General features: G+C 75.3%; 17 protein-coding genes. 2 read left to right on the top strand and 15 right to left on the bottom strand.

The annotated features are described in order from the left end of the window. Positions 1 to 180: 180 nt before the first annotated feature. Entirely contained in the window at positions 181 to 1206 is a 1026-nt protein-coding gene (locus tag ACFV4G_RS38185) for an RNA ligase family protein (RefSeq protein ID WP_380447255.1), read from the bottom strand. A 70-nt stretch (positions 1207 to 1276) separates the two neighbouring features. Between ACFV4G_RS38185 and paaI the strand changes: the two genes are divergently transcribed. After that, the gene (gene paaI / locus ACFV4G_RS38190; protein WP_380447257.1) at positions 1277 to 1690 is read left to right on the top strand and encodes a hydroxyphenylacetyl-CoA thioesterase PaaI; all 414 of its coding nucleotides are present in this window, start codon (positions 1277 to 1279) and stop codon (positions 1688 to 1690) included. An 18-nt stretch (positions 1691 to 1708) separates the two neighbouring features. Here the strand turns inward: paaI and ACFV4G_RS38195 are convergent, their stop codons facing one another. The 11 genes from ACFV4G_RS38195 to ACFV4G_RS38245 all read right to left on the bottom strand — a co-directional run bounded on the left by ACFV4G_RS38195 (position 1709) and on the right by ACFV4G_RS38245 (position 15624). Next, positions 1709 to 2965 carry a phenylacetate--CoA ligase family protein gene (locus ACFV4G_RS38195; protein ID WP_380447259.1) on the bottom strand — a complete coding sequence of 419 codons (1257 nt, stop codon included), beginning with the start codon at positions 2963 to 2965 and terminating at the stop codon, positions 1709 to 1711. Positions 2966 to 2979: 14 nt separating this feature from the next. Next, complete coding sequence (locus ACFV4G_RS38200; RefSeq protein ID WP_380447261.1) at positions 2980 to 3852, bottom strand: SDR family NAD(P)-dependent oxidoreductase; 873 nt, start codon at positions 3850 to 3852, stop codon at positions 2980 to 2982. Further along, positions 3849 to 5111, bottom strand: a complete 1263-nt coding sequence (locus tag ACFV4G_RS38205) for an MFS transporter (RefSeq protein ID WP_380447263.1) — start codon at positions 5109 to 5111, stop codon at positions 3849 to 3851. The genes ACFV4G_RS38200 and ACFV4G_RS38205 overlap by 4 nt, the downstream gene beginning before the upstream one ends. Beyond that, complete coding sequence (locus tag ACFV4G_RS38210; protein ID WP_380447265.1) at positions 5108 to 6331, bottom strand: phenylacetate--CoA ligase family protein; 1224 nt, start codon at positions 6329 to 6331, stop codon at positions 5108 to 5110. Before ACFV4G_RS38210 ends, ACFV4G_RS38205 begins: the two co-directional genes overlap by 4 nt. Then, complete coding sequence (locus ACFV4G_RS38215; RefSeq protein ID WP_380447267.1) at positions 6328 to 7362, bottom strand: RimK family alpha-L-glutamate ligase; 1035 nt, start codon at positions 7360 to 7362, stop codon at positions 6328 to 6330. The genes ACFV4G_RS38210 and ACFV4G_RS38215 overlap by 4 nt, the downstream gene beginning before the upstream one ends. After that, a complete protein-coding gene (locus tag ACFV4G_RS38220) occupies positions 7359 to 8774 on the bottom strand; it encodes a KamA family radical SAM protein (protein ID WP_380447269.1) in 1416 nt (471 codons plus the stop codon). Before ACFV4G_RS38220 ends, ACFV4G_RS38215 begins: the two co-directional genes overlap by 4 nt. Positions 8775 to 8781: 7 nt before the next feature. Continuing rightward, positions 8782 to 10482, bottom strand: a complete 1701-nt coding sequence (locus ACFV4G_RS38225) for a class I adenylate-forming enzyme family protein (protein ID WP_380447271.1) — start codon at positions 10480 to 10482, stop codon at positions 8782 to 8784. Positions 10483 to 10553: 71 nt separating this feature from the next. Further along, positions 10554 to 11882, bottom strand: a complete 1329-nt coding sequence (locus ACFV4G_RS38230) for a flavin monoamine oxidase family protein (protein ID WP_380447273.1) — start codon at positions 11880 to 11882, stop codon at positions 10554 to 10556. Then, on the bottom strand, positions 11879 to 12121 hold the full coding sequence (locus ACFV4G_RS38235; RefSeq protein ID WP_380447275.1) for a phosphopantetheine-binding protein: 243 nt from the start codon (positions 12119 to 12121) through the stop codon (positions 11879 to 11881). The genes ACFV4G_RS38230 and ACFV4G_RS38235 overlap by 4 nt, the downstream gene beginning before the upstream one ends. Before the next feature lie 47 nt (positions 12122 to 12168). Then, positions 12169 to 13701 (bottom strand): amino acid adenylation domain-containing protein, encoded by a 1533-nt coding sequence (locus ACFV4G_RS38240; RefSeq protein ID WP_380447277.1) that lies wholly within the window; start codon positions 13699 to 13701, stop codon positions 12169 to 12171. Between the two features lie 225 nt (positions 13702 to 13926). Beyond that, complete coding sequence (locus ACFV4G_RS38245) at positions 13927 to 15624, bottom strand: GAF domain-containing protein (protein ID WP_380447287.1); 1698 nt, start codon at positions 15622 to 15624, stop codon at positions 13927 to 13929. Between the two features lie 326 nt (positions 15625 to 15950). On the opposite strand from ACFV4G_RS38245, the gene ACFV4G_RS38250 reads away from it, so the two are divergent. Beyond that, positions 15951 to 16805 (top strand): universal stress protein, encoded by an 855-nt coding sequence (locus tag ACFV4G_RS38250; RefSeq protein WP_380447279.1) that lies wholly within the window; start codon positions 15951 to 15953, stop codon positions 16803 to 16805. 42 nt (positions 16806 to 16847) lie between these two features. On the opposite strand, the gene ACFV4G_RS38255 is transcribed toward ACFV4G_RS38250, so the two are convergent. From ACFV4G_RS38255 to ACFV4G_RS38265, 3 genes are read right to left on the bottom strand one after another with little or no spacing between them, the layout of a single operon-like run. Continuing rightward, the gene (locus ACFV4G_RS38255; protein ID WP_380447281.1) at positions 16848 to 17327 is read right to left on the bottom strand and encodes a copper chaperone PCu(A)C; all 480 of its coding nucleotides are present in this window, start codon (positions 17325 to 17327) and stop codon (positions 16848 to 16850) included. After that, positions 17327 to 19582, bottom strand: a complete 2256-nt coding sequence (locus ACFV4G_RS38260) for a heavy metal translocating P-type ATPase (protein WP_380447283.1) — start codon at positions 19580 to 19582, stop codon at positions 17327 to 17329. The genes ACFV4G_RS38255 and ACFV4G_RS38260 overlap by 1 nt, the downstream gene beginning before the upstream one ends. After that, positions 19579 to 19740, bottom strand: coding sequence for a hypothetical protein (locus tag ACFV4G_RS38265; RefSeq protein ID WP_380447285.1), 162 nt, complete (start codon positions 19738 to 19740; stop codon positions 19579 to 19581). The genes ACFV4G_RS38260 and ACFV4G_RS38265 overlap by 4 nt, the downstream gene beginning before the upstream one ends. Positions 19741 to 20365: the final 625 nt, after the last annotated feature.

Below are 20365 nucleotides of genomic sequence, written 5' to 3' on the forward strand. Positions count from 1 at the left end.
GTCTGGGTGCGTGCATCGCAAGGCGGAGGAGGGAGTCCATGCGGAGCATCGGCGACCGACGACAACGCGGCGAGGCGCGTGCCCAGACGCCGCACGGCAGGCGGGGGTTCGAAGACAGACCCTAGGGCAGCGGGGCCCCGGACGGTGCAGGGGCGCGGCCGGAGTTCCCCCGGACGGCGGCTATCCGCGGCGGGTGCGGCGGTCCCGCGCGTCGAAGTCGGCCAGGGCGAGGGCGCCGGGCCGCAGGGCGCGCTCCAGGTGGTCCCGGAGGTCCTCGTCCAGGCCGCCGAGGGCCTCGGCGAGCTCCTCGGCGACGTCCTTGAGGATCTCCTGCGCGACGGCGTCGGCCGGCGTCCGCGGTCCGAGTTTGCTCACCGCCCCGGCCGCGCGGGCGGGGGTGAGGAGGGCGGAGGCCTGGACGAGCAGCCACGCGGGCACCCCGGCGGCGCCCTCCGGCGGTGCGACGTACGGGCGTGAGCCGTCGTAGCGCGAGTCCTCGGCGAAGGCCTTGTGCTTGACCTTCAGGATCGGACGGGCGGAGGCGCGTTGCCATTCCCCGGCCGGCTTGAGGACGTAGCCCTCGGCGAGGTTGTCGGCGAGCGCGGGCAGGCCGAGGAGCGCCGGGAGGCGGGTGGGGTAGGCGGGCGGCAGGTCCTGGAGCGTGGTCAGCGGGCCGTACCCGAGGGCGGGGACGCAGGTGAGCCCGGCGGCCTGCGCGGCCTCCCGGACGGCGCGGTCCGCCAGCCACCACGGGCCCCCGGGCAGCTCGACGGTGGCGTCGAACGGCAGCCAGTGCAGGCCTGGGGAGTACCAGACGCCCGTCTGCACCGGCTCGGCGCCGGCGACGGCCGGGACGTCCGGGTGCGGGTAACTCCCGCCCGCGAGCTCGCCGTAGACCGTCACCACCGCGTCCGCGCCCCGGTCGGCGCGCACGGCGGAGGCGAACCGGGCCGCCGCCACCGCGAGTTGCGGCCAGACCCGGCTGACCCCGAAGAACCCGTCCAGGTCGTCGTCCCCGAGCGCCTCGCGCCGCTTCGCCGGCCGCACGCCGTCCCGGTCGCACACCACCGCGAAGTGCGCGCCGTGCACCTTCTCCAGGGCCACCCACTCCCGCACCCCGGGCACGGCGAGCGGCCGCTTCGCCGGGATCTTCGGGTAGGGCGTCAGCTCGGGGCCCGTCGGGGTACGGGACGTGGAATCGGACATACCGGAGATCATCCCGGGGCGTCCGCGCACGGGCAACGGGGATTCGCCGGACAGGCCGTAGGGTGCGGCCATGGACGAGACGGCGATGAAGGAGCAGTACGCCCGGGACGAGACGTGCCGGGCGCTGGGGATCGCGCTGGACGAGGTGGCGCTCGGGCGGGCCGTGATGCGGATGACGGTCGGCGCGGCGATGGTCAACCAGCACGGGACGGCGCACGGCGGGTACCTGTTCCTGCTCGCCGACGCGGCGTTCTCGTACGCGTGCAACAGCCACGGGCCGGTCACCGTCGCGCAGGCGGCGCAGGTCGTGTTCCTCGCGCCGGCGGCCGTCGGGGACGAACTGGTGGCGGAGGCGGTGGAGCGGACGCGGGCCGGGCGCAACGGCGTCTACGACGTCACGGTGCGGCGCCCGGCGGACGGCACGACCGTCACCGAGTTCCGCGGCCAGAGCATCGTGATCGGCGGGCGGCCGCCCGTGAAGTAGACAGCCGCCCGCGGGTGTTCAGTCCTCCGGGCGTTCGTCGAGGACCTGCTGGAGCTTGCCCGTGCGCGGGTTGGTGACGAGGTCGGCGCGCGGGACCCACTCCACGGCGAGGTGGTGGATCGTGCCGAGCGCGACCTCCTCGGGGTAGAGCGGGCGGGCGGTGTAGACGGCCTCGACGAGGCGCTCGGACAGGCCCGGCGGGGGCTGTTCGGTGCAGCCGAGCCGCAGGATGAGGCCGTCGCGGCCGTCCCAGCGGCGCTGGACGAGCTGCATCCCGGCGATGTGCCCGTCCGGGTCGGCGGCGAGGAGGACGGCGCGGATCTCCTCGGTGGGCATCGCGACCGGTCCGACCCGGGCGCCCTCGGCGGAGCGGCCGAGGAGGCGGAAGCGGCGGCACTCGCCGTCGGTCCACTCGGCGCGGTCGCCGGTGGGGTAGCGCAGGATCGGCATGAGGGTGCGGAAGAGGTTGGTGACGACGACCCGGCCGGGCACGCCCGGGGCGGTGACGACGTCGCCGGTGGCGTCGTCGATCAGCTCGACGACCGTCCGGTCCGGGAAGGCCTCGTGCACCCGGACGTCGTCGCCGGGCACCGGGGAGCCGACCAGTCCGGCGTCGTTGGAGGCGTAGCCGACGGAGGCGACGGCGGCCTTGGGGAAGGCGCGGGAGAGGATCGGGCGCAGGTCGGCGAAGAGCAGGTCGCCGCCGAACAGCAGGAGTTCGACGGAGTCGGCGCTCTCGCCGCGCCGCACCAGGGCCTCGGCGACGGCGCTGAGCTTCATCGGCTCGCCGGCCAGGACGTGCACGCCGAAGCCGCCGATCAGGTCGGCGACGGCCTCGTCCGGGGCCGCGCCGCCGACGGCGAGGCGGACGTTCTCCACCGGCGCGTGGTGCAGGGCGTTCTCGATGTAGAGGAAGCCGCCGTAGAGTTCGCCGGCCATGAAGAGGTTGGCGACCCGGTGGCCCGGCCTGAGCCCGGCGCGGACCAGGCCGGCGCCGAAGGCCGTCACGGAGTCGGCGTGTTCGCCGCGGGTCCAGGGGGAGAACTTGGGGACGCCGGTGGTGCCGCCGGTCTTGTAGACGCCGGCGTCGGTGAGGGGGCCGGTCAGGACGCGGTTGTCGGGCCAGGTGTTGGCGGCCCAGAAGGCGGCCTGGTCGATCACCGGCAGCTGGGTGAGGTGGTCGATCCGGGCGGGCAGGCCGCGGTACAGCTCGGCGTAGAACGGCGAGTGTGCGCGGGCGAACGCGACCAGCTCGGACACGGATTTCGCGGGCATGTCGACTCCACGTCTCAAGAAGGGCTTTCGGACTGCCCGAGCCAGGTGCGGGCGAGGCGCCGGACGGCCGAGCCGTCGCGGTCGGCGAGTTTGGCGGCGAGGTACTCGGAGGCCCAGGGGCCGGTCGGCACCCGGAACGGCGGGTCCTCCTCGGAGAGCGTGCGCACCACGACGGCCGCGACCTCCCGGGCGGGCTGGCCGACGGCCTCCCACCCCTGCGAGCCGAGCCACTCCAGGTACCCCGCGAAGGTGGGCGCGTACGGGCCGGAAGCGGCGCGCAGGGTCTCCCGGTTCACGTCCGGGAAGATGCCGAAGGAGGAGTCCGGCACGAAGCCCGGGACGACGATCGAGACCCGCACGCCGTGCGCGGCGGCCACCGGGGCGAGCGCCTCCATGAACCCCTCGACGGCGAACTTGGCCGCGCAGTACGCCTCGTTGAAGGGCTGGCCGATGACGCCGTGCACGCTGCCGATGGTGACCAGCCGGCCGCCGGAGGCCCGCAGCAGGCGCATCGCGGCGCGGCTGACGGCGGCGACGCCGAAGAAGTTGACCTCCAGGTTGGCGCGCAGCGCGGCGTCGGTGGACATCTCCAGCGTCGGGTCGGAGTTGGCGACGCCGGCGTTGTTGACGACGGCGTCCAGCCGCCCGTACGTCCGCGCGACGTCGTCCACGCAGTCGTCGACGGACGCGGCCTCGGTGACGTCGAGGTGCCGGATGTCCAGGGTGACGCCGGCCCGGCGGGCCGCCTCCCGCAGCGGGCCGGAGCGGGCGGGGTCGCGCAGCGAGGCGACGGTGGTGAACCCGGCGCGGGCCGCCGCGACGGCGGTGGCCAGGCCGATGCCCGAGGACGTCCCGGTGACCAGGAGCACCCGCTCCCGGGCGCTCACGGAGTGCTCTCCGCGAGCTCGGCGGCCGGCTCGGGGACCGCCGCGTCGAGCAGCGGCTGGATGCCGAGGGCCGGGAGGAAGGAGCAGGCGGCCAGCAGGGTGCCGCCCGCCATGACGGTCCGGGCGGCGTCGAGGATGCCGAGCGGCCCGGTCAGGAGCGTCACGGCGAGGCCGCCGACGAGCGCGGCGAGCGGGATCACGCCCCACGTGACGGTCCGGAAGGCGGCGTGCATGACGCCCTGGTTGCGGGCGGACATCCGGGACTGCCGGGTGGGCGCGCTGCACACGTTGATGCAGGACATGAAGAAGCCGTAGCAGCCCATGCTCACGGCGATCACCGGCCCGGCCGGCAGTGCGGGCGCGGCGAGCACGCCGAGGCCGACCAGGCAGTGCAGGAGCAGCGACCAGGCCATCGTGCGTCCGAGGCCGAAGCGGGTGCCGAGCCGCGGGGCGACGAGGGCGCCGGCCAGCGCGCCGAGGGCCGCGACGGACATGGCCGCGCCGAACTCCCCGACGGAGACGTCGAGTCCGCGGTAGGCGAGCACCGGCAGGACGGTGACGAAGACGGGCCCGCCCGAGTTGAGCGTGACGGCCGCCAGCACGACGCGCCGCAGCACCGGGTCGGCCCAGTTGAGCCGGAAGCCGCGGGTGAGCCGCTCCCGGACCGAGCCCTCCTCGACGGTCCGCTCGCCCCACGGCCGCATGGACCGGAAGCAGACGGCCGAGACGAGGTAGCTGGCCGCGTCGACGAGCAGCGCCGCGACGCCGAGCGCGCTGTAGAGGGCGGCGGCGATGGAGGGCCCGGCGACCTCGGCGACGGACCCGCTGCCCTCAAGGCGCGAGTACGCGCGGACCATGCCGTCCTCGGGCACGACGGCCGGGACGGCGACGAGGTAGCCGACGTTGAAGAAGATCGTCGCGCCGCTGATCACCGCGACGCAGCCGAACAGCAGCGGCGTGGAGAGCACGTCCAGCCAGTACGCGAGCGGTATCGCGGCGACGGCGGCGAGCCGGACGAGGTCGCAGCCGATCATCGTCCACCGCTTGTCCCAGCGGTCGACCAGGACGCCGGCGACCGGCCCGAGCAGCGGGATGCCGAGGTACTGGGCCATCGCGACGACGCCGACCTGGAGGGCGGAGGCGTGCAGCACGAAGATCATCAGGGTCGGGACGACGAAGACGGTGACCTTGTCGCCGACCAGGCTGACGGTCTGGCCGCCCCAGAACAGGTTGAACCCGCGGCCCAGCCGTGTGTTCACGCCTCCTCCCGCACGACCAGGGCGGCGGTCTTGCCGGTGCGCTCGTTGCCGATCAGCTCGGTGACCGCGCGGACGCGGACGTTGCCGGGGTCGTGCTGGAAGGCGGTGCTCAGCGTGAAGGTGGCGGCCAGCAGTTCCGTGCGCAGCCCGTCGGTGTCCGGCGAGGCATCGGGGTCGGTCAGTAGGAGGACCTCCAACTCCGCCACCCGGCCGCCCTGTTGGGTGATCACCACCTGGGCGCGGGCGACACCCGGCGTGCGTTCCGCGTGGGCGATCACCTCGTCCACGTCCAGTCCGAGGCCGCGGACCTGGACGACGCTGTCGCGGCGGCCGAGCACCCGCATCGCCGGGCCCGGCCGGCTGCACGGGCAGGTCGTCAACTCGCCCGCGTCGCCGGTGCGGTAGCGCAGGACGGGGTTGAGCATGTGCGGGTTGAGGGTGGTGAAGTCGAGCAGGCCGTCCCGGTCGGCGTGCACCAGCTGGTCCGGCAGGGGGTGGAAGGTGTCGGGCGGGCAGTCGGGGGTGTTGGTGGCGACCACCCAGGTCTCGGTGCTGCCGAACATGCCCCAGCGGCGGGCCTGCGGGGCCACCACCGCGAGGTCCTCGGCGAGTTGGGGCTGCCACGCCTCGCCGAGCCACAGCACCTTGCGCAGCGCGGGGAGTCGGATCCCGGCGGCGCGGGCGTGCGCGAACCAGAGCCGCAGGACGCTGGGCGTCCCGCCGACGGCCGTCACGCCGCGCGCGGCCATGAACTCCAGCCAGCCGCCGTACTCGTCCCTCGCCACCGAGCCGAGGGCGATGATCCGGCAGCCGGAGAGGTCGGCGAGTGCGGCGGCGAGGAAGTGCGCGCCCCACATCCGGCCGGCGCCCCACGCGTTGACGAAGACGTCCGAGCGGTCCAGCGGCTGCCAGTGGGCGTGCACGCCGGCCATGTAGAAGCCGGTCGGCGCGTAGCCGACCTTGGGGGCGCCGGTGCTGCCGCCGCTCTGGAACAGCCAGGTGGCGGCGTGCTCGGCGGCCGGCTCCAGGTGGGCGAGGGCGGTGTTGAGGTCGTCCTTGGCCAGCGGCGGGAGCGCGGCGAGGCCGTCGAGGGTGCGGACGTCCGGGTGCCCGTCGTAGCGGCCGGCGAGTCCGGGCACCGTCCGCAGGCGGTCGAGCGTGCGCCGGGCGACGGACAGGCGCGGGGCGGCTTCCTCCGGCAGGAGGGAGAAGGAGGTCATGGGAGGTCCGTCCGGTGGTCGAGGGTCAGCGGCCGGGCGCCGTCGGCGAGCCACTTGGCGTGGCCGTCGCGGTAGGCGGTGAACCGGGCGCGGGTGACGTCCCGCTGGAGGGTGCGGTGCGGGTCGGTGTGGTCGGGGGCGATGACGCCGTCGGGTTCGAGTTCGGAGAACCAGTACGTCGTGCCGTCGTGCAGGAAGTCGACGCAGAAGAACGGGATCGGCAGCTTCTCGGCGAAGTAGCGGGTGGCTTCGGCGAGTTCGGGCGGCACGGGCGGGAACTCCATGCTGCCGCCGCGGCTCGCGTTGGCCACCGGGGAGCCGGCCTCGGGGGTGCGCTTCAGCACCGCGTACGGCTCGCCGTCGACGACGTAGACGCGGTAGTCGACGGTGCCGTCCCCCAGGTACGGCTGCACGACGAGCGTCGTGTCGCCGCCCTGGGCGAGGCTGGCCAGGCCCCGGACGTCCTCCGGGCCGCGGGCCAGGTTGATCCCGCCACCGCCGCACCAGCCGGACGGCTTGACGATCGCCGGGTACGTCATGCCGCCGAGCGCCACCTCGTACTCGTGCTTGCCGATGTCCCGCCCGGTGCCGATCCGGACGGTCGGGATCGTCGGGACCGGGGAGCCGGCCAGGTAGAGCAGGGTGGCGAGCTTGTCGTTGCCGATCAGCGACACCTGCGGCGGGAAGGGCAGGTAGAAGCCGGCCTGTTCGAGCACCGCGTAGAGCGCGTACTGGTTGAAGACGTCCATCGACTGGTACGGCAGGGAGTAGAGCGCGGTGATGAACAGCGTGTCCTCGGGGGTCACGGGTTCCTCGTCGACGTAGACGCGCGGGCGGCCGGGGCCGGTGGCGTCGACGCTGACGGACTCCGGGGCGTTCCTCGTCCAGCGCAGGCCGAGGTCGGCGGCGCACTCGGCGTAGAGGTCCCAGAAGAAGGGGTGCCACAGCGCGGCCATCCGGGAGGACTCCCGGTCGGGGAAGATCCAGCACAGCCGGCGCAACGGGCCGTCGGGCGTGGGGGATTGGCTCATCGTGCTCCTCGCGGTTCGAGAAGTTCGGGCCGTGCGGACCTGGTGGCCGGGCCGGACCACCAGCGCCGGCCGGTCTCGGGCAGGGTGTCCACCGGGTCGTAGAAGGGGAAGCGACGGTCGAGCGGGGCGTCCGTGCCCCCGTCGCCGGACTCCACGCTCGTGCGGTAGTTCTTCGTCCAGTACGAGATCCCGCGCTCGCGGTCGTAGGCCACCGCCTGGTGCACCCAGCGCTTGCCGACGTGCGGCACGTCGCACACGATGCGCGGGGTGGCGTAGCCGGGCAGGTAGCCCATGATCGCCTCCTGGAGGCGCTGGGCCTGGTGCAGCGGGGTCCGCCAGTGTTCGGCGTTGGGGATCATGTCGCAGAGGTAGAAGTAGTACGGCAGGATGTTCGCCTCGCCCTGGAGGGCGAAGCAGAGGTCCAGCAGGGCCTCCGGGGTCGCGTTGACGCCGCGCATGAGGACGCCCTGGTTGCGCACGTCCCGCACGCCCGCGTCGAGCAGCGCCCGGGCGGCCTCGGCGACCAGCGGGGTCACCGACTGCACGTGGTTGGCGTGGGTGTGCACGGCCAGGCTGACGGCGCGGCGGGCCGCGACCGCCGCCACCCGGGCGAGTCCGTCCAGCACCTGCGGCTGGAGCCAGTGCTGGGGCAGGCCGACCACGGCCTTGCTGGCGAGCCGGACGTCCCGCACCGAGCCGAGGTCCAGCAGCCGCAGCAGGAAGGACTCCAGGCGCGGCCAGGGCACGTTGGCGAGGTCGCCGCCGGAGACGACGACGTCGCGCACGGACGGGGTGCGTTTGAGGTAGTCGAGCATCTGCTCCTGGCGGTCCGCGGGGCGCAGTGCCAGGCGGGCCTTGGTGACCTGCGGGGTCGAGGTGCCGACGAGGTCCATCCGGGTGCACTGGCCGCAGTACTGCGGGCAGGTGGAGGTCAGTTCGGCGAGGACCTTGGTGGGGTAGCGGTGGGTGAGGCCCTCGACCGCCCACATGTCGGTCTCGTGCAGGGAGTCGCGCTCGGCCAGCGGGTGGCTGGGCCAGCGCGGGTGCCGGTCGCCGCGCACGGGCAGCATGTAGCGGCGGACGGGGTCGGCCAGGAACGCGTCGGTGAACGGGCCGGGCCGGGCCGGTGCGTGCGGGGCCATGGTGTTGAGCACGTGCGGCGGCAGGAGCATCGCCATGGTGGCGAACCCGGCCTGGTCGGCGGCGAGTTCGTCGTAGAAGCGGTCGTCGAGGAGGGGGCCGGCGAGGGCCCGCAGCTGCCGGGCGTTCTTGACCGAGTGGGCGCGCTGCCACTGGGGGTCGCGCCACTGGGCGGCGGTCACGTCGCGCCAGCCGGGCAGGCGGCGCCAGTCCGGCTCGGCGAGCGCGGTGCGGGTGTACTGGTACGGCTGGCGGATCACGTGGTGGTCCATGGCCGGGCTACGGGCGGGCGAGGAGGGCGGCGTGCCGGGTGCGCAGCTCGCGCTTGAGCACCTTCCCGGTGGGCCCGAGCGGGAAGTCCTCGGGCGTCCGGGCGATCCGGACGGCGGCGAGCGGGGCGAGGCCGGCGGCGGCCAGGGCCCGGTTGGCGGCCGCCTGGACCTCGTCGGGGCTGCTCGCCTCGGCGTCCGCCTGCAACTGGACGACGGCGACCGGTAGTTGGCCGTGTTCGGCGGGGACGCCGATCACCGAGCAGTCCCGCACGAGGCCGGCGCAGTCGGCGAGCAGCACCTCCTCGACCGGGAGGCTGTGGACGGGGCCGTCCGCGGTGTCGATGACGTCCACCGTCCGGTCGAGGTGGTAGAAGCGGCCGTCGGCGTCGCGGCGGGCGACGTCGCCGGTGAGCCAGTAGCCGTTCAGCTCGAAGGAGGCGGTCAGCCGGGGGTCGTTCCAGTAGCCGGGGGTCAGCGAGGGGGACACGACGCCCAGCAAGCCGACCTCGCCGTCCGGGAGTTCGGTGCCGTCGAGGCCGAGCACGGCGGCCTTCTCGACGACCTCCAGCGGCTTGCCGACGCAGCGGTCGTCGCGGGCGCTCTCGGGTGTGGTGATCTGGCCGAACAGCGCCATGCCCATCTCGGAGGAGCCGAGGCCGTCGATGAACTGCGAACCGGGCAGGGCGGGTTGCTCGGCCCGCTCCTGCGGCAGCAGCCAGGGCCGGATCAGCCCGGCCGGCCGTTCGCCGAGCGTCACCAGGCGGCGGATGTGTCCGTGGTGGGCGCTGTCGCCGGTGTTGAACCAGGAGTGCACCTTCGCGGCCCCGCGCACGGGCAGTTCGCCGGTCGCGAGCTCGACGAAGGTGCGCGGGAAGGAGGCGACCATGGTGGGCCGGAACGCCTCCATGACCGGCTCGACGGCCGCGCGCCGCCAGTCGGACATGACGACGGTCGGCAGCCCGAGCAGGACGGCGGTGAGGAAGTAGCTCAGGCCGCCCGCGTGGGTGTGCGGCATGAGCGACATCAGCCGGTCGTACGGCTCGGCCGGGAAGCGCACCATGCGCGGCTGCTTGCCGTCCCAGAACCCGCGGTGGGAGAGCATCGTGGACTTCGGGGTGCCGGTGGTGCCGGAGGAGTGGATCAGCGCGACGACGTCGTCCGGGCCGTGCCGGTGCGGGTACGCCGAGGGCAGCCCGGCCCGGTCGGCGTCGAACGCGCGCACCTCGGCGGCGAGGGCGAGGAAGCGCGGGCGGCGCTGCGGGTCCTCGCGGTAGGCGGCGGCGAGCCGGGTGGTGTCGTCCGCGACGACGCCGACCACGCCGACGTGGTCGAGGTAGCGGACCAGCACGTCGTGCCGCAGCGCGTCGTTGACCAGTGCGGGGACGGCGCCGAGCGCGGTGAGCGCGAGGAAGTGCAGCAGCGGTTCCAGGCCCTCGCCGACGACGACCGCCACCGGCTCGCCGGGGCGCACGCCGTTGGCGTGGTACCAGGCGGCGTAGCGGTCGCGCAGGGCGGCGAGGTCGAGCAGGCTGTGGCCGCGCAGCACGACCTCGCCGCGGTGGTCGGTGCGGTGGGTGAAGACGAACGGGACCGTGCGGTGCGGGTTGGCCGCGAGGGCGTGGTCCAGGAAGTTGCCCGCGCCGAGGGCGGGTTCGGCCATCAGCCGCTCTCTGGCGGCGAGCGGGGCGACGGAACTGTGGTCGTTCATGGCGGTCTCCCGACGTGGGGTGCCGGGCGCGCGGCTCTCGTGGAGCCGGTGCCGGGCGGAAGGGGTGTGGATCAGGGCCGGGCGAGGATCTCGGCGGCGGCGCGGTGGCCGGAGCGGATCGCGCCCTCCATGAGCCCGAAGTAGGCGGTGCTGGTCTCGGTGCCGGCGAAGTGCACCCGGCCGTGCGGGGCGGTGAGCGCAGGGCCGTGCGCGAGCCAGTCGCCGGGGCCGAGCAGGGCGGCGTAACAGCCTTGGCTGTACGGCTCGTTGACCCAGTCGGTGACGTGGCAGGCGAGGGGCTCGGGCAGCATGGGGAATAGCTGCGCGGCCTGTCGGACGGCCGCCTCGCGCTGTTCCCCGGCGCTGAGGGTGGCGAAGCGGTGCGCTTCGGCGCCGGTGACGAAGCCGGTGAGGACGCCCGGTCCGCCCTCGGGCGGGGTGTCGTCCACGGTGGAGAGCAGCGGGCCGTGGGCGTTGACCGACCAGCCGGACAGGCCGTGGTCGCGCCAGAGCGGCGCGGGGTAGACCAGGCTCGCCTTGATCGCGCAGCCGCGCGCCGTGCGTTCGCCGGCCCGGTGCGGCGGCGGCCCGGGGCGGTGCTCGATCGCGTCGGCGAGCAGTGGCGGCAGTGCCAGCACGGCGACGTCCGCGCGGTAACTCCCCTGATCGGTCACGACGGTGACCCGGCCCGCGTCCTGGTGCACGGCCCGGACGGGTTCGCCGAGCCGCACCCGCACGCCGAGCCGCTCGGCCAGCCGCTCGCACACCTGGTGCGCGCCGCCGGCGACCCGGTCCTGCTGGGCGCCGCCCTCGAACGCGTTGAGGTAGCGCAGTCCGCCGCCGGAGCGCAGGTAGAACGCCATGTGCAGGACGGAGAGGTCGGCCGGGTCGGCGGCCATCATCTCGCCGAGGAAGAGCGGGAAGAAGAGCCGGGCGTCGGGGTGGGCGAGGTGCTGCTCGGCCCATTCGGCGGCGGTGAGGGTGTCCAGGTGCTCGGCGCCGGGGGTGAGCCAGGGCGCCTCCGGCCGTACGGCGGAGGTCAGTTCTTCCAGCCGCTCGAAGAGGTCGCCGAGCGCGACGGCGCTCAGCGGCGGGAACCGGCTGTCCCGGGTGGCGTGTTCGCCGCCGAGGGCGAAGCGGCTGGCGCCGAGCATCGTCGTCGGCGCGGTCTTGAGGCCCAACTCGTCGATGAGGGACAGGAGTTCGGTGTGCCGTTCGCCGAGGTAGGCGGCTCCGCCGTCGATCCACCGGCCGGGGGCGACCTCGATGCCGTGCGTGCGCCCGCCGACGCGGTCCCTGGCCTCCAGAACGGTGACGTCGATCCCCTGCGCCGCAAGGCGATCGGCGGTGGTGAGGCCGGCGAGGCCGGCGCCGACGACGACGGCGGCCCGGGGGGTCACACCGCCCCCGTGATTCTCCCGGCGAGGCCGGCCGGGGTGGGCTCGGCCAGGAACTCCTCGAAGGTCAGCTCGACGCCGTGGCCCCGCGCGACGGCGCTGAGCACCCGGGTGGCGATCAGCGAGTCGCCGCCGAGCTGGAAGAAGTCGGAGTCGGCCGTGACGTCCTCGCGCTGGAGGACGCGGCGGAAGATGGCCACGACGTCGTCGGGCGTGGCCGGGGTGGTGGTGTCAACGCTCAATGGGGGTCTCCTTCGACCTGGTCGTGGAGGTGGCAGGGGCCACGGGGTCAGACGGCGTAGCGGCGGTGGCAGCCGGCGCGGTCGACCTTGCCGCTCGCGGTGAGGACGAGCCGGGGCACGACGGTCACCCGGCTGGGTACGAGGTGGCCGGGCACGCGTTCCCGCAGGTGGGCCAGTAGTTCGGTGTCGAGGGTGGTGCTGTCGGCGTGGGGCCGTGGAACGACGTAGGCGACGAGGACCGAGCGCCCCGCGAGGGCCGCCGCGGTGACGGCCGCGGCCGACACGCCGGGGTGGGCGGCCAGGTGGGCCTCGACCTCGGCCGGGTCGACCCGGACGCCGCGGATCTTCACCTCGCCGTCCAGGCGTCCCTCGTGGGTGAGGACGCCGCCGTCCCCGGCGGCGACGCGGTCGCCGGTGCGGTACCAGCGCTCGCCGTCGACGGTGGTGAAGCGTGCCGCCGTGGCCTCTGGCAGGCCGCGGTAGCCGAGGGCGACGGCCGGCCCGCCGATCATCAACTCGCCGTCGTCGCCGATGCGTTCGCGCACATGGGGGAGTGCCCGCCCGATCGGCGCCCGCGCGGTGCCGTCCCACGCGCGCCCGGGGGCGAGCGGGCCGTGCAGGTCCACGGCGTGCGTGATCATGGTGGTCTCGGTGCTGCCGTAGGTGTTGAGCAGCCGGATCCGCCCGGTGCGCAGACGGCTCCAGTCGGCCAGCCGGGCGGGGCTGGCCGCCTCGCCGCCGATCACCAGCAGCCGGACGCACTCGGGCAGGGTGAGCCCGTCCTCGGCGAGGTGGAGCACGAGTTCGTGCCAGAAGGCGGTCGGCAGGTCGAGGACGGTGACGCCTTCGTGCTCGACCATCCGCAGGAAGCGGGGGAACGAGCCGCTGTGCGCGTCGGGGTCGACGACCAGCGCGGCGCCGGTGGCGAGGGTCGGCAGGATCTCCTCGAAGCAGGTGTCCCAGTTGAGGGAGGCGAACTGGAGCACGCGGTCGTCCGGCGTGAGGCCGAACAGCTCGCGCAGGGACGGGACCGTCGCCGCGAGTGCGCGACGGGGAGTGACGACGGGTTTCGGCTGCCCGGTCGAACCCGACGTGAAGAGAATGTACGCCGGCCGTTCCCCGGCGTCCTCGGCGGCGCTCTCGGCGCGTTGTGCGGAGCCCGCCTTCGGCGGGTCCCCGGGGAATTCCGGGGCCTGCGGTAACTCGACCGAAGGAAGCCCGACTTGGGGTGACAGGGCGGTTCCGGTGACGACTGCCGAGCGGCACTCGGCCGCGGTTGTCATGGCCTCCTGGCGAGGCCCCGGAAATGCCGGATCGACCGGGCAATAGGCGCCGCCGGCGGCGAGGACGCCGAGCAGCGCGACAACGGTTTCCGGTGTGTGCACGGCCGGTACGGCGACCGTGCCCGGATCGGTGCCCAGGCGCGTGGCCAGGGCGTTCGCCGACTCGTGGAGCCGGCGGTAGGTCAGGGCGCGTCCACGGTGGACGATCGCCGGACGGTCGGGATATCGACGTGCCATTTCGATGAACACGTCGAACAGGTCGGGGACGACCTGGAGGGTACCGCGAATATTTGACATGCCCGCCCCAAATGACGCTCAGAAGTGCTCATCCGTGCTCGGCGAACGGCGACTCTACCTTCGAACATGCGTGGGGACAATGTCCGTTGGGAATGTTCTTCGAGGAGGGTGTGGGCGAACTGTGAATCCAGGCCCGATACTTCGGCGGTTCGGGTGGGGAAGGGTCCGGCCGGGCGACCGGGGAGTGGTGGTGCGGTGACGGAGCGTCGCCGATCCGATGAGGCGTCAGGACCCGAGCGGGGCGGACCACATGAGCCGGGTGCCGCCGCCCTCGGCCGTGCTCGCCTCGAACGTGCCGCCCACCCGCTCGGCCCGCTCGGCGAGGTTGCGCAGCCCGCTGCGCCGGCCGCCCTCCGGCAGACCCGCGCCGTCGTCCACGACGGTCAGCGAGACCCGCCCGGCGATCGCGCGGAGCGTCACCTCGACCCGGCCCGCCCCGGCGTGCCGGGCGGCGTTGCTCAGCGCCTCGCCGAGCACTGCGACCACGTGCTCGGCCAGCTCCTGCGGCACGTCGGTGTCGAGGAGGCCCTCCATGCTCAGCCGCGGCGGGAAGCCGAGCGTCGCCTGCGCCTCGGTGACGGCGCGCGTGGTGCGCGCCCGCAGGCCGCGGTCGGGCTCGCTGTGGGCCCGCAGGCCGAAGATCGTCGAACGGATGATCTTGATGGTCTCGTCCAGGTCCGCGACCGCCCGCCCGACCCGGTCGGCCGCCGCCGGGCTGTCGATCAGCCGGCCCGCGCTCTGCAGCGTCATCCCGGTCGCGAACAGCCGCTGGATCGCCAGGTCGTGCAGGTCCCGGGCGATCCGGTCGCGGTCCTCCAGCAGCGTCAACTGCTCGGCGTCGCGTCGTCGTTCGGCCAGTTCGAGGGCGAGCGCGGCCTGGTCCGCGAAACCCAGCAGCGGGCCCGTCTCGGCCGCGCTGAAGGCCGGCTGCCCGGCCGCCCGCGCGAGCAGCAGCACGCCCCGCCCGTACCCCGAGCCGGTGCCCAGCGGCACCGCGACCGCCGGCCCGAGCCCGTCGAACCGCCCGGCCGGGCCCGCCGGATACCGTCCGTCGCAGGCCAGCCCGTCACTGGTCACCGGCGAACCGGACGCGTACGCCGCCCCCGACAGCGTGCCGTCCACCGGCACCGTGACCCCCAGTCGCTCGGCCGGCGTGCCACCCAGCGCGACCTCGACCGCCAGCTCCTGTGCCCGCTCGCCCGGCTCGGCCGGCGCCATCGACACGTCCGCCAGCTCGGCGCCGGCGATCTCCCGCGCCCGGCGGGCGATCAGCTCCACCACCGCCAGGCGCGGCGCGCCGGACAGCAGGCTCCGGGTGATCTCCGCGCTCGCCCGCAGCCAGCGCTGCTGGCGCTGCGCCTCCTCGTACAGCCGCGCGTTGTCGATCGCGACCCCGGCCGCGACGGCCAGCGTCGAGATCACCGCCTCGTCGTCCGCGTCGAAGTCCAGGCCGCCGCGCTTGTCGGTGAGGTACAGGTTCCCGAACACCTCCCCGCGCACCCGCACCGGCACCCCGAGGAAGGTGGTCATCGGCGGGTGGCCGGGCGGGAACCCGGCCGACGCCGGGTGCTCCGACAGCATCGGGCAGCGCAGCGGGCGCGGGTCGCGGATCAGCTCGCCGAGGATGCCCCGGCCGGACGGCGGCGGGCCGATCTCGGCGATCTCCCCGTCCGTCATCCCGACCGTGCGGAACTCGGACAGCGAGTGCCCGTCCGCGCCGATCACGCCGAGCGCGGCGTAGCGGGCGTCCACCAGATCGGCGGCGGCCTCGACGATCCGGTGCAGCGCCTGGGCGAGGTCCAGCTCCCGGCCGACCGCGAGCACCGCCTCCAGCAGGCTGTGCACGCGGTCCTGGGTGCCGCGGGCCGCGTCGATGCGCCACTGGAGCTCCTCCAGCAGTTCGTCCAGCCGCAGCCGGGGCATCCGCGCGCCGCCGCCGGCCGTGGGGGTGCCGTCCGCCGGGGTCCCCTGCGCGCCGCCCACCCGTACTCCTCCAGTCGCCCGCCGCACCCCGGGTCAGGAGCGCCCTGACCGGGAGGATTGTCGGATTCACGGTAGTGCCCGGGTGTCGCCCCGCCGCACCCCGGGGTCGCCCGTAGGCTCCGTCGGGCGGGCCTTTCGTCCCGTCCCCGGGGGCCCTGCGGCCTCTGCCGCGCGGGCGGCGTGGCCGGAGAGGGTGGGGGAGCAGCGGACGGAACGTCAGCACACCCACCGTCCGGCAACGGCCACCGAGGGAAGGACCTCCTGCCATGACGCCACTCGTACTCGCCGGGGTCGACGGCTCGACCGGCGGCGCCGCCGCCGCCCGCTGGGCCGCCGGGGAGGCGGAACGCCGCGGGGTGCCTCTTCGCCTGGTGCATGCCTGGCCGTGGCTCACCGACGGCCGCAACGCCATGGCCGAGCCCGACCACCTGCCGGCCGCCGCCGAGCGCGTCCTCGCCGACGCCGCCGCCGAGCTGCGCGCCGCCCACCCCGGCCTCGACGTGCGGACGGACGTCGTGCTCGACGCGCCCGTCGACGGCTTGATCGCCGCCGCCGAGGACGCCGGCCTGCTCGTGGTCGGCTCGCGCGGGCTCGGGGGCTTCGCCGGGCTGATGCTCGGCTCCGTCGGCATGGCCGTGGCGGCGCGCAGCAGTGTGCCGGTGGTCGTGGTGCGTGAGCGGCAGGAGGGTGCGGGCGGGTCGGACGTCGTGGTCGGCGTCGACGTCCAGGAGCCGGACGAGGGCGTCCTCGGCTTCGCGTTCGCCGAGGCCGCCCGGCGCCGGGCGCGGGTGCGGGCGGTGCACGGCTGGGACCTGCCGCCGGTGTTCGCGTACGCGGGCTGGGTGCCGCAGGCCGCGGAGATCTCCCAACTGGAGGCGATGGAGGAGAAGATGCTCTCCCTCGCCCTGGCCGGGCAGCGGGAGCTGCACCCCGGCGTGGAGGTGGTCGAGGAGGTCCGGCTGGGCGCGGCCGGGGCACTCGTCGAGGCCTCGGCGGGCGCGGCGCTGGTGGTCGTCGGCCGCAAGCGCCGCAGGGTCGACCTCGGCCCGCGCCTCGGCCGCATCGCGCACGCGGTGCTGCACCACGCCAAGGCGCCGGTGGCGGTCGTCCCGCACGGGTGATCCGGACGGAGGCGGCGGGCCCGCGGCCCGCCGCCCCCTCGGTCACGGCCGTGAACCCGGCGGCCGCACCTGGGCCTTGAGCCGGAGGTCCGGGCTGTGCCGGAACGTGAGCGTGAAGTCCACCCACTGGCCCGCCCGCAGCGGTGGCGGCGCGGCCATCATCAGGTCGGAGTCCTCCGGGGACAGCACCAGCTCGCCGCGCGCCGGCACCGGCAGCGCGGTCACGGCCTCCCACCGCCCGGCCGCGCCCTGGTGCAGGTGCCGCTTCAGTGTGATCGGGCCGCCGAACTCCCAACTCGCACCGGTCAGTTCGTCCGGTATGTCGCCGGGGTTGCGGATCGTGAAGAACGCCGTCGTGGCCGGCGCGGCCCCCGCCGTCGGCAGCAGCACCCACCCGTCCCCGGTGGCCTCGACCGGCCGGGGACGCCCGGCGCCGCCGACGGCCGTCCAGCCGCTCAGCAGGACGAGCGCCAGCACCGCCGCCCCGACGGGCGGGCCGACCACCTTGAGCCGCTCGATCATCACCGCCGGTCCCCCTTCCGGGTGTTGCCGCGTCCGGGCTGCCACGTGCGCAGCCGCAGGCTGTTGCCCACCACGAGCAGTGAACTGAGCGACATCGCGACCGCCGCCAGCATCGGGTTCAGCAGCCCGACGGCCGCCAGCGGGATGAGCACGACGTTGTAGCCGAACGCCCACAGCAGGTTCGTCCGGATCGTGCCCAGCGTGCGCCGGGCCAGGCGGACGGCGTCCACCACGGCCTCGATGTCGCCTCGCACCAGCGTGAGCCCGGCCGCGCCGATCGCGGCGTCGCTGCCCGAGGCCAGCGCGACCCCGAGGTCCGCCGAGGCCAGCGCCACCGCGTCGTTGACGCCGTCGCCGACCACCGCCGTCGTCCGCCCGGCGGCCTTCAGCTCGGCCACCACCTCGGCCTTGCGCTCCGGCGACGCCGAGGCGTGCACCCGCTCGATGCCGAGCTCGTCCGCCACCGCCCGGGCCGCGCCGGGGCCGTCGCCGGTGAGCAGGACGGTCTCCAGGCCCATCCCGCGCAGCCGGTGCAGCGCCCGCCAGCTGCCGGAGCGCACGGTGTCGCCGACGGCGAGGACGGCCTCCGCCCGGCCGTCGAGCTCCACGACCACGGCCGTACGGCCCGCCCGGCCGGCCTCGGCGACCGCCTCCGCGAGGACCGGCGGGAGGTCGACGGCGTCCGGACGGACCACCCGCACCGCCCGCCCCTCGACCGTCCCGGCCACCCCGACCCCGGCCGTCGCCCGGAAACCGCTCACCGGCGGCAGTTCCCCGCACCGCTCCCTGGCCGCCGCCGCGACGGCCCGCCCGATCGGGTGCTCCGACCGGTGCTCCACCGCACCGGCCAGCCGCAGCGCCTCGGCCGCCTCCTGGTCGACGTCGCCGACCGTGGTGACCGCCGCGAGCCGCATCCGCCCGGTGGTCAGCGTCCCGGTCTTGTCCAGCACCACGGTGTCGACCCGCCGCAGGCTCTCCAGCACCTCGGGCCCGCGCACCAGCACGCCGAGCTCCGCGCCCCGCCCGGTCGCCGCGAGCAGCGCCGTCGGCGTCGCCAGCCCCAGCGCGCACGGGCAGGCCACCACGAGCACCGAGACCGCCGCCGTCACCGCCGCCTGCGGGGCCGCGCCCGCGCCCAGCCAGAAGCCCAGCACGCTCACCGCGACCGCCAGCACGCACGGCACGAACACCCCGGCCACCGCGTCCGCGAGCCGCTGCGCCCGCGCCTTGCCCGCCTGGGCGTCGGCCACCAGGGCGGTGATCCGGGCGAGCTGGGTGTCCGCGCCGACCGCCGTCGCCCGTACCACGAGGGCGCCGCCGACGTTCACGGTCGCGCCCGCCACCCGGTCCCCGCGGCCGACCTCGACCGGCACGCTCTCGCCGGTCAGCAGGCTCAGGTCGAGTGCCGAACCGCCCTCGACCACCACGCCGTCGGTGGCCACCCGCTCACCCGGCCGCACCACGAACTCCTGCCCTGGAAGCAGCAGTTCGATCGGCACCAGCCGTTCCTCGCCGCCCTCCCGGACGCACACCTCCTTCGCGCCCAGCTCGGCCAGCGCCCGCAGGGCCGAACCGCTGCGCCGCCGCACCCGGCCCTCCAGCAGCCGCCCGGCCAGCACGAACAGCGGCACGCCGACGGCCGCCTCCAGGTACACGTGCGCCGCGCCGCCGCCGTCGGCCGTCAGCGAGAACGGCATCCGCATGCCGATGGCACCCGCCCCGCCGAACAGCAGGGCGTACGCCGACCAGCCGAAGGACGCCAGCACCCCGAGGCTCACCAGCGTGTCCATCGTCGCCGCCGCGTGCCGCAGCCCCTGCCACGCTCGCCGGTGGAAGCCCGCCGAGCCCCACGTCACCACCGGCACGGCCAGCCCGAAGCACACCCACTGCCAGGCCGGGAACTGCAGCGACGGCACCATCGACAGCACGAGTACGGGCACGGCCAGCAGTGCCGTCACCAGCAGCCGCCACCGCCCGTCCGGTTCCTCCTCCGCCGGGCCGACGGCCGCCCCGGCCGCCACCGGCTCGGCCGTGTAGCCGGCCCGTTCGACGGCCGACACGAGCTCCTCGACGGCCACGCCGGCCGGGTGCAGCACCCGCGCCCGGCCGGTGGCCAGGTTCACCCCGGCCGACACGCCCTCGATCCTCGCCAGCCGCTTCTCCACCCGGCCCACGCACGCCGCGCAGGTCATCCCGCCGACCGCCAGGTCGGTGCTCACCAGCGCCCCGGCGCCGGCCCCCGCGACCGCGCTCACCGCATGCCTCCCATGTCGTGCCCGGACATCCCGGGCGAGCCGCCGCCCCCGACCCCGGGCGTCAGCCCCGGCGACACCGGCCCCGCCTGACGGCCCACGGCGTACGCCACCGCGAACACCACCACCAGCAGCAGGGCGAACCCCGCCAGCACACTCAACGGCCGGACTCCCGGCGACTTCGCACTCACCCCCCACCAGTCGGACGGCGAACCGGAGTGGTTCCCGTACGGTTCGAAGTCCGCGGAAATCGCCCGCGACGGCCCGGTCCCGGTGCCGGTGCGGGGGGTGGCGGCCGGCCGGCCCGGGAGCAGCCGCGGGTCCACTCGAACGGGTGTGCAGGTCTCGCCGTCCCGCCGCCGCGCCCCGAAGCATGGGGTGCAGGACACGCCGAGCGAGAAGAGGCAACCTGCCGTGCGCGAACTCCACACCCACCCGGGCCCCCGCCGCCGGACGGCCCCCCGCGTGGTCGCCCTGACCGCGATGCTGGCCGCCGGGGGCGTCCTGGCGGCGGCGTGCAGCAGCTCGTCGACCAACCCGTCGATCGTGCGCACCTCGGGCCCCTCGCCCGCCGAGTCCGCCGCGGCCACCGAGTCCGCCTCGCCCTCGGCGAGCGCTTCGCCGTCCCCCGGGCCCGAGGCGGCCGCCGCGGGGGGGGGGGCGGCCGGCGCCAACCGGGGTCCAAACCGCGGGGCCGCTCCCCCCGGGGGACCCTTCGGCGGCCCCCGCGGCCCGCGCCGGGGGGGTGGCCGGCTTCGCGCGATACTGCGACGCGCGCGGCTGGAC

The sequence above is a fragment of the Kitasatospora sp. NPDC059747 genome, from assembly GCF_042732955.1.
In the GTDB taxonomy this organism is placed as follows: domain Bacteria; phylum Actinomycetota; class Actinomycetes; order Streptomycetales; family Streptomycetaceae; genus Kitasatospora.

Excerpts from the sequence above, each read along its gene's own strand:
- ACFV4G_RS38185 (WP_380447255.1), bottom strand. The coding sequence starts at position 1,206 with ATGTCCGATTCCACGTCCCGTACCCCGACGGGCCCCGAGCTGACGCCC.
- paaI (WP_380447257.1), top strand. The coding sequence starts at position 1,277 with ATGGACGAGACGGCGATGAAGGAGCAGTACGCCCGGGACGAGACGTGC.
- ACFV4G_RS38195 (WP_380447259.1), bottom strand. The coding sequence starts at position 2,965 with ATGCCCGCGAAATCCGTGTCCGAGCTGGTCGCGTTCGCCCGCGCACAC.
- ACFV4G_RS38210 (WP_380447265.1), bottom strand. The coding sequence starts at position 6,331 with ATGACCTCCTTCTCCCTCCTGCCGGAGGAAGCCGCCCCGCGCCTGTCC.
- ACFV4G_RS38215 (WP_380447267.1), bottom strand. The coding sequence starts at position 7,362 with ATGAGCCAATCCCCCACGCCCGACGGCCCGTTGCGCCGGCTGTGCTGG.
- ACFV4G_RS38220 (WP_380447269.1), bottom strand. The coding sequence starts at position 8,774 with ATGGACCACCACGTGATCCGCCAGCCGTACCAGTACACCCGCACCGCG.
- ACFV4G_RS38225 (WP_380447271.1), bottom strand. The coding sequence starts at position 10,482 with ATGAACGACCACAGTTCCGTCGCCCCGCTCGCCGCCAGAGAGCGGCTG.
- ACFV4G_RS38240 (WP_380447277.1), bottom strand. The coding sequence starts at position 13,701 with ATGTCAAATATTCGCGGTACCCTCCAGGTCGTCCCCGACCTGTTCGAC.
- ACFV4G_RS38245 (WP_380447287.1), bottom strand. The coding sequence starts at position 15,624 with ATGCCCCGGCTGCGGCTGGACGAACTGCTGGAGGAGCTCCAGTGGCGC.
- ACFV4G_RS38250 (WP_380447279.1), top strand. The coding sequence starts at position 15,951 with ATGACGCCACTCGTACTCGCCGGGGTCGACGGCTCGACCGGCGGCGCC.
- ACFV4G_RS38255 (WP_380447281.1), bottom strand. The coding sequence starts at position 17,327 with ATGATCGAGCGGCTCAAGGTGGTCGGCCCGCCCGTCGGGGCGGCGGTG.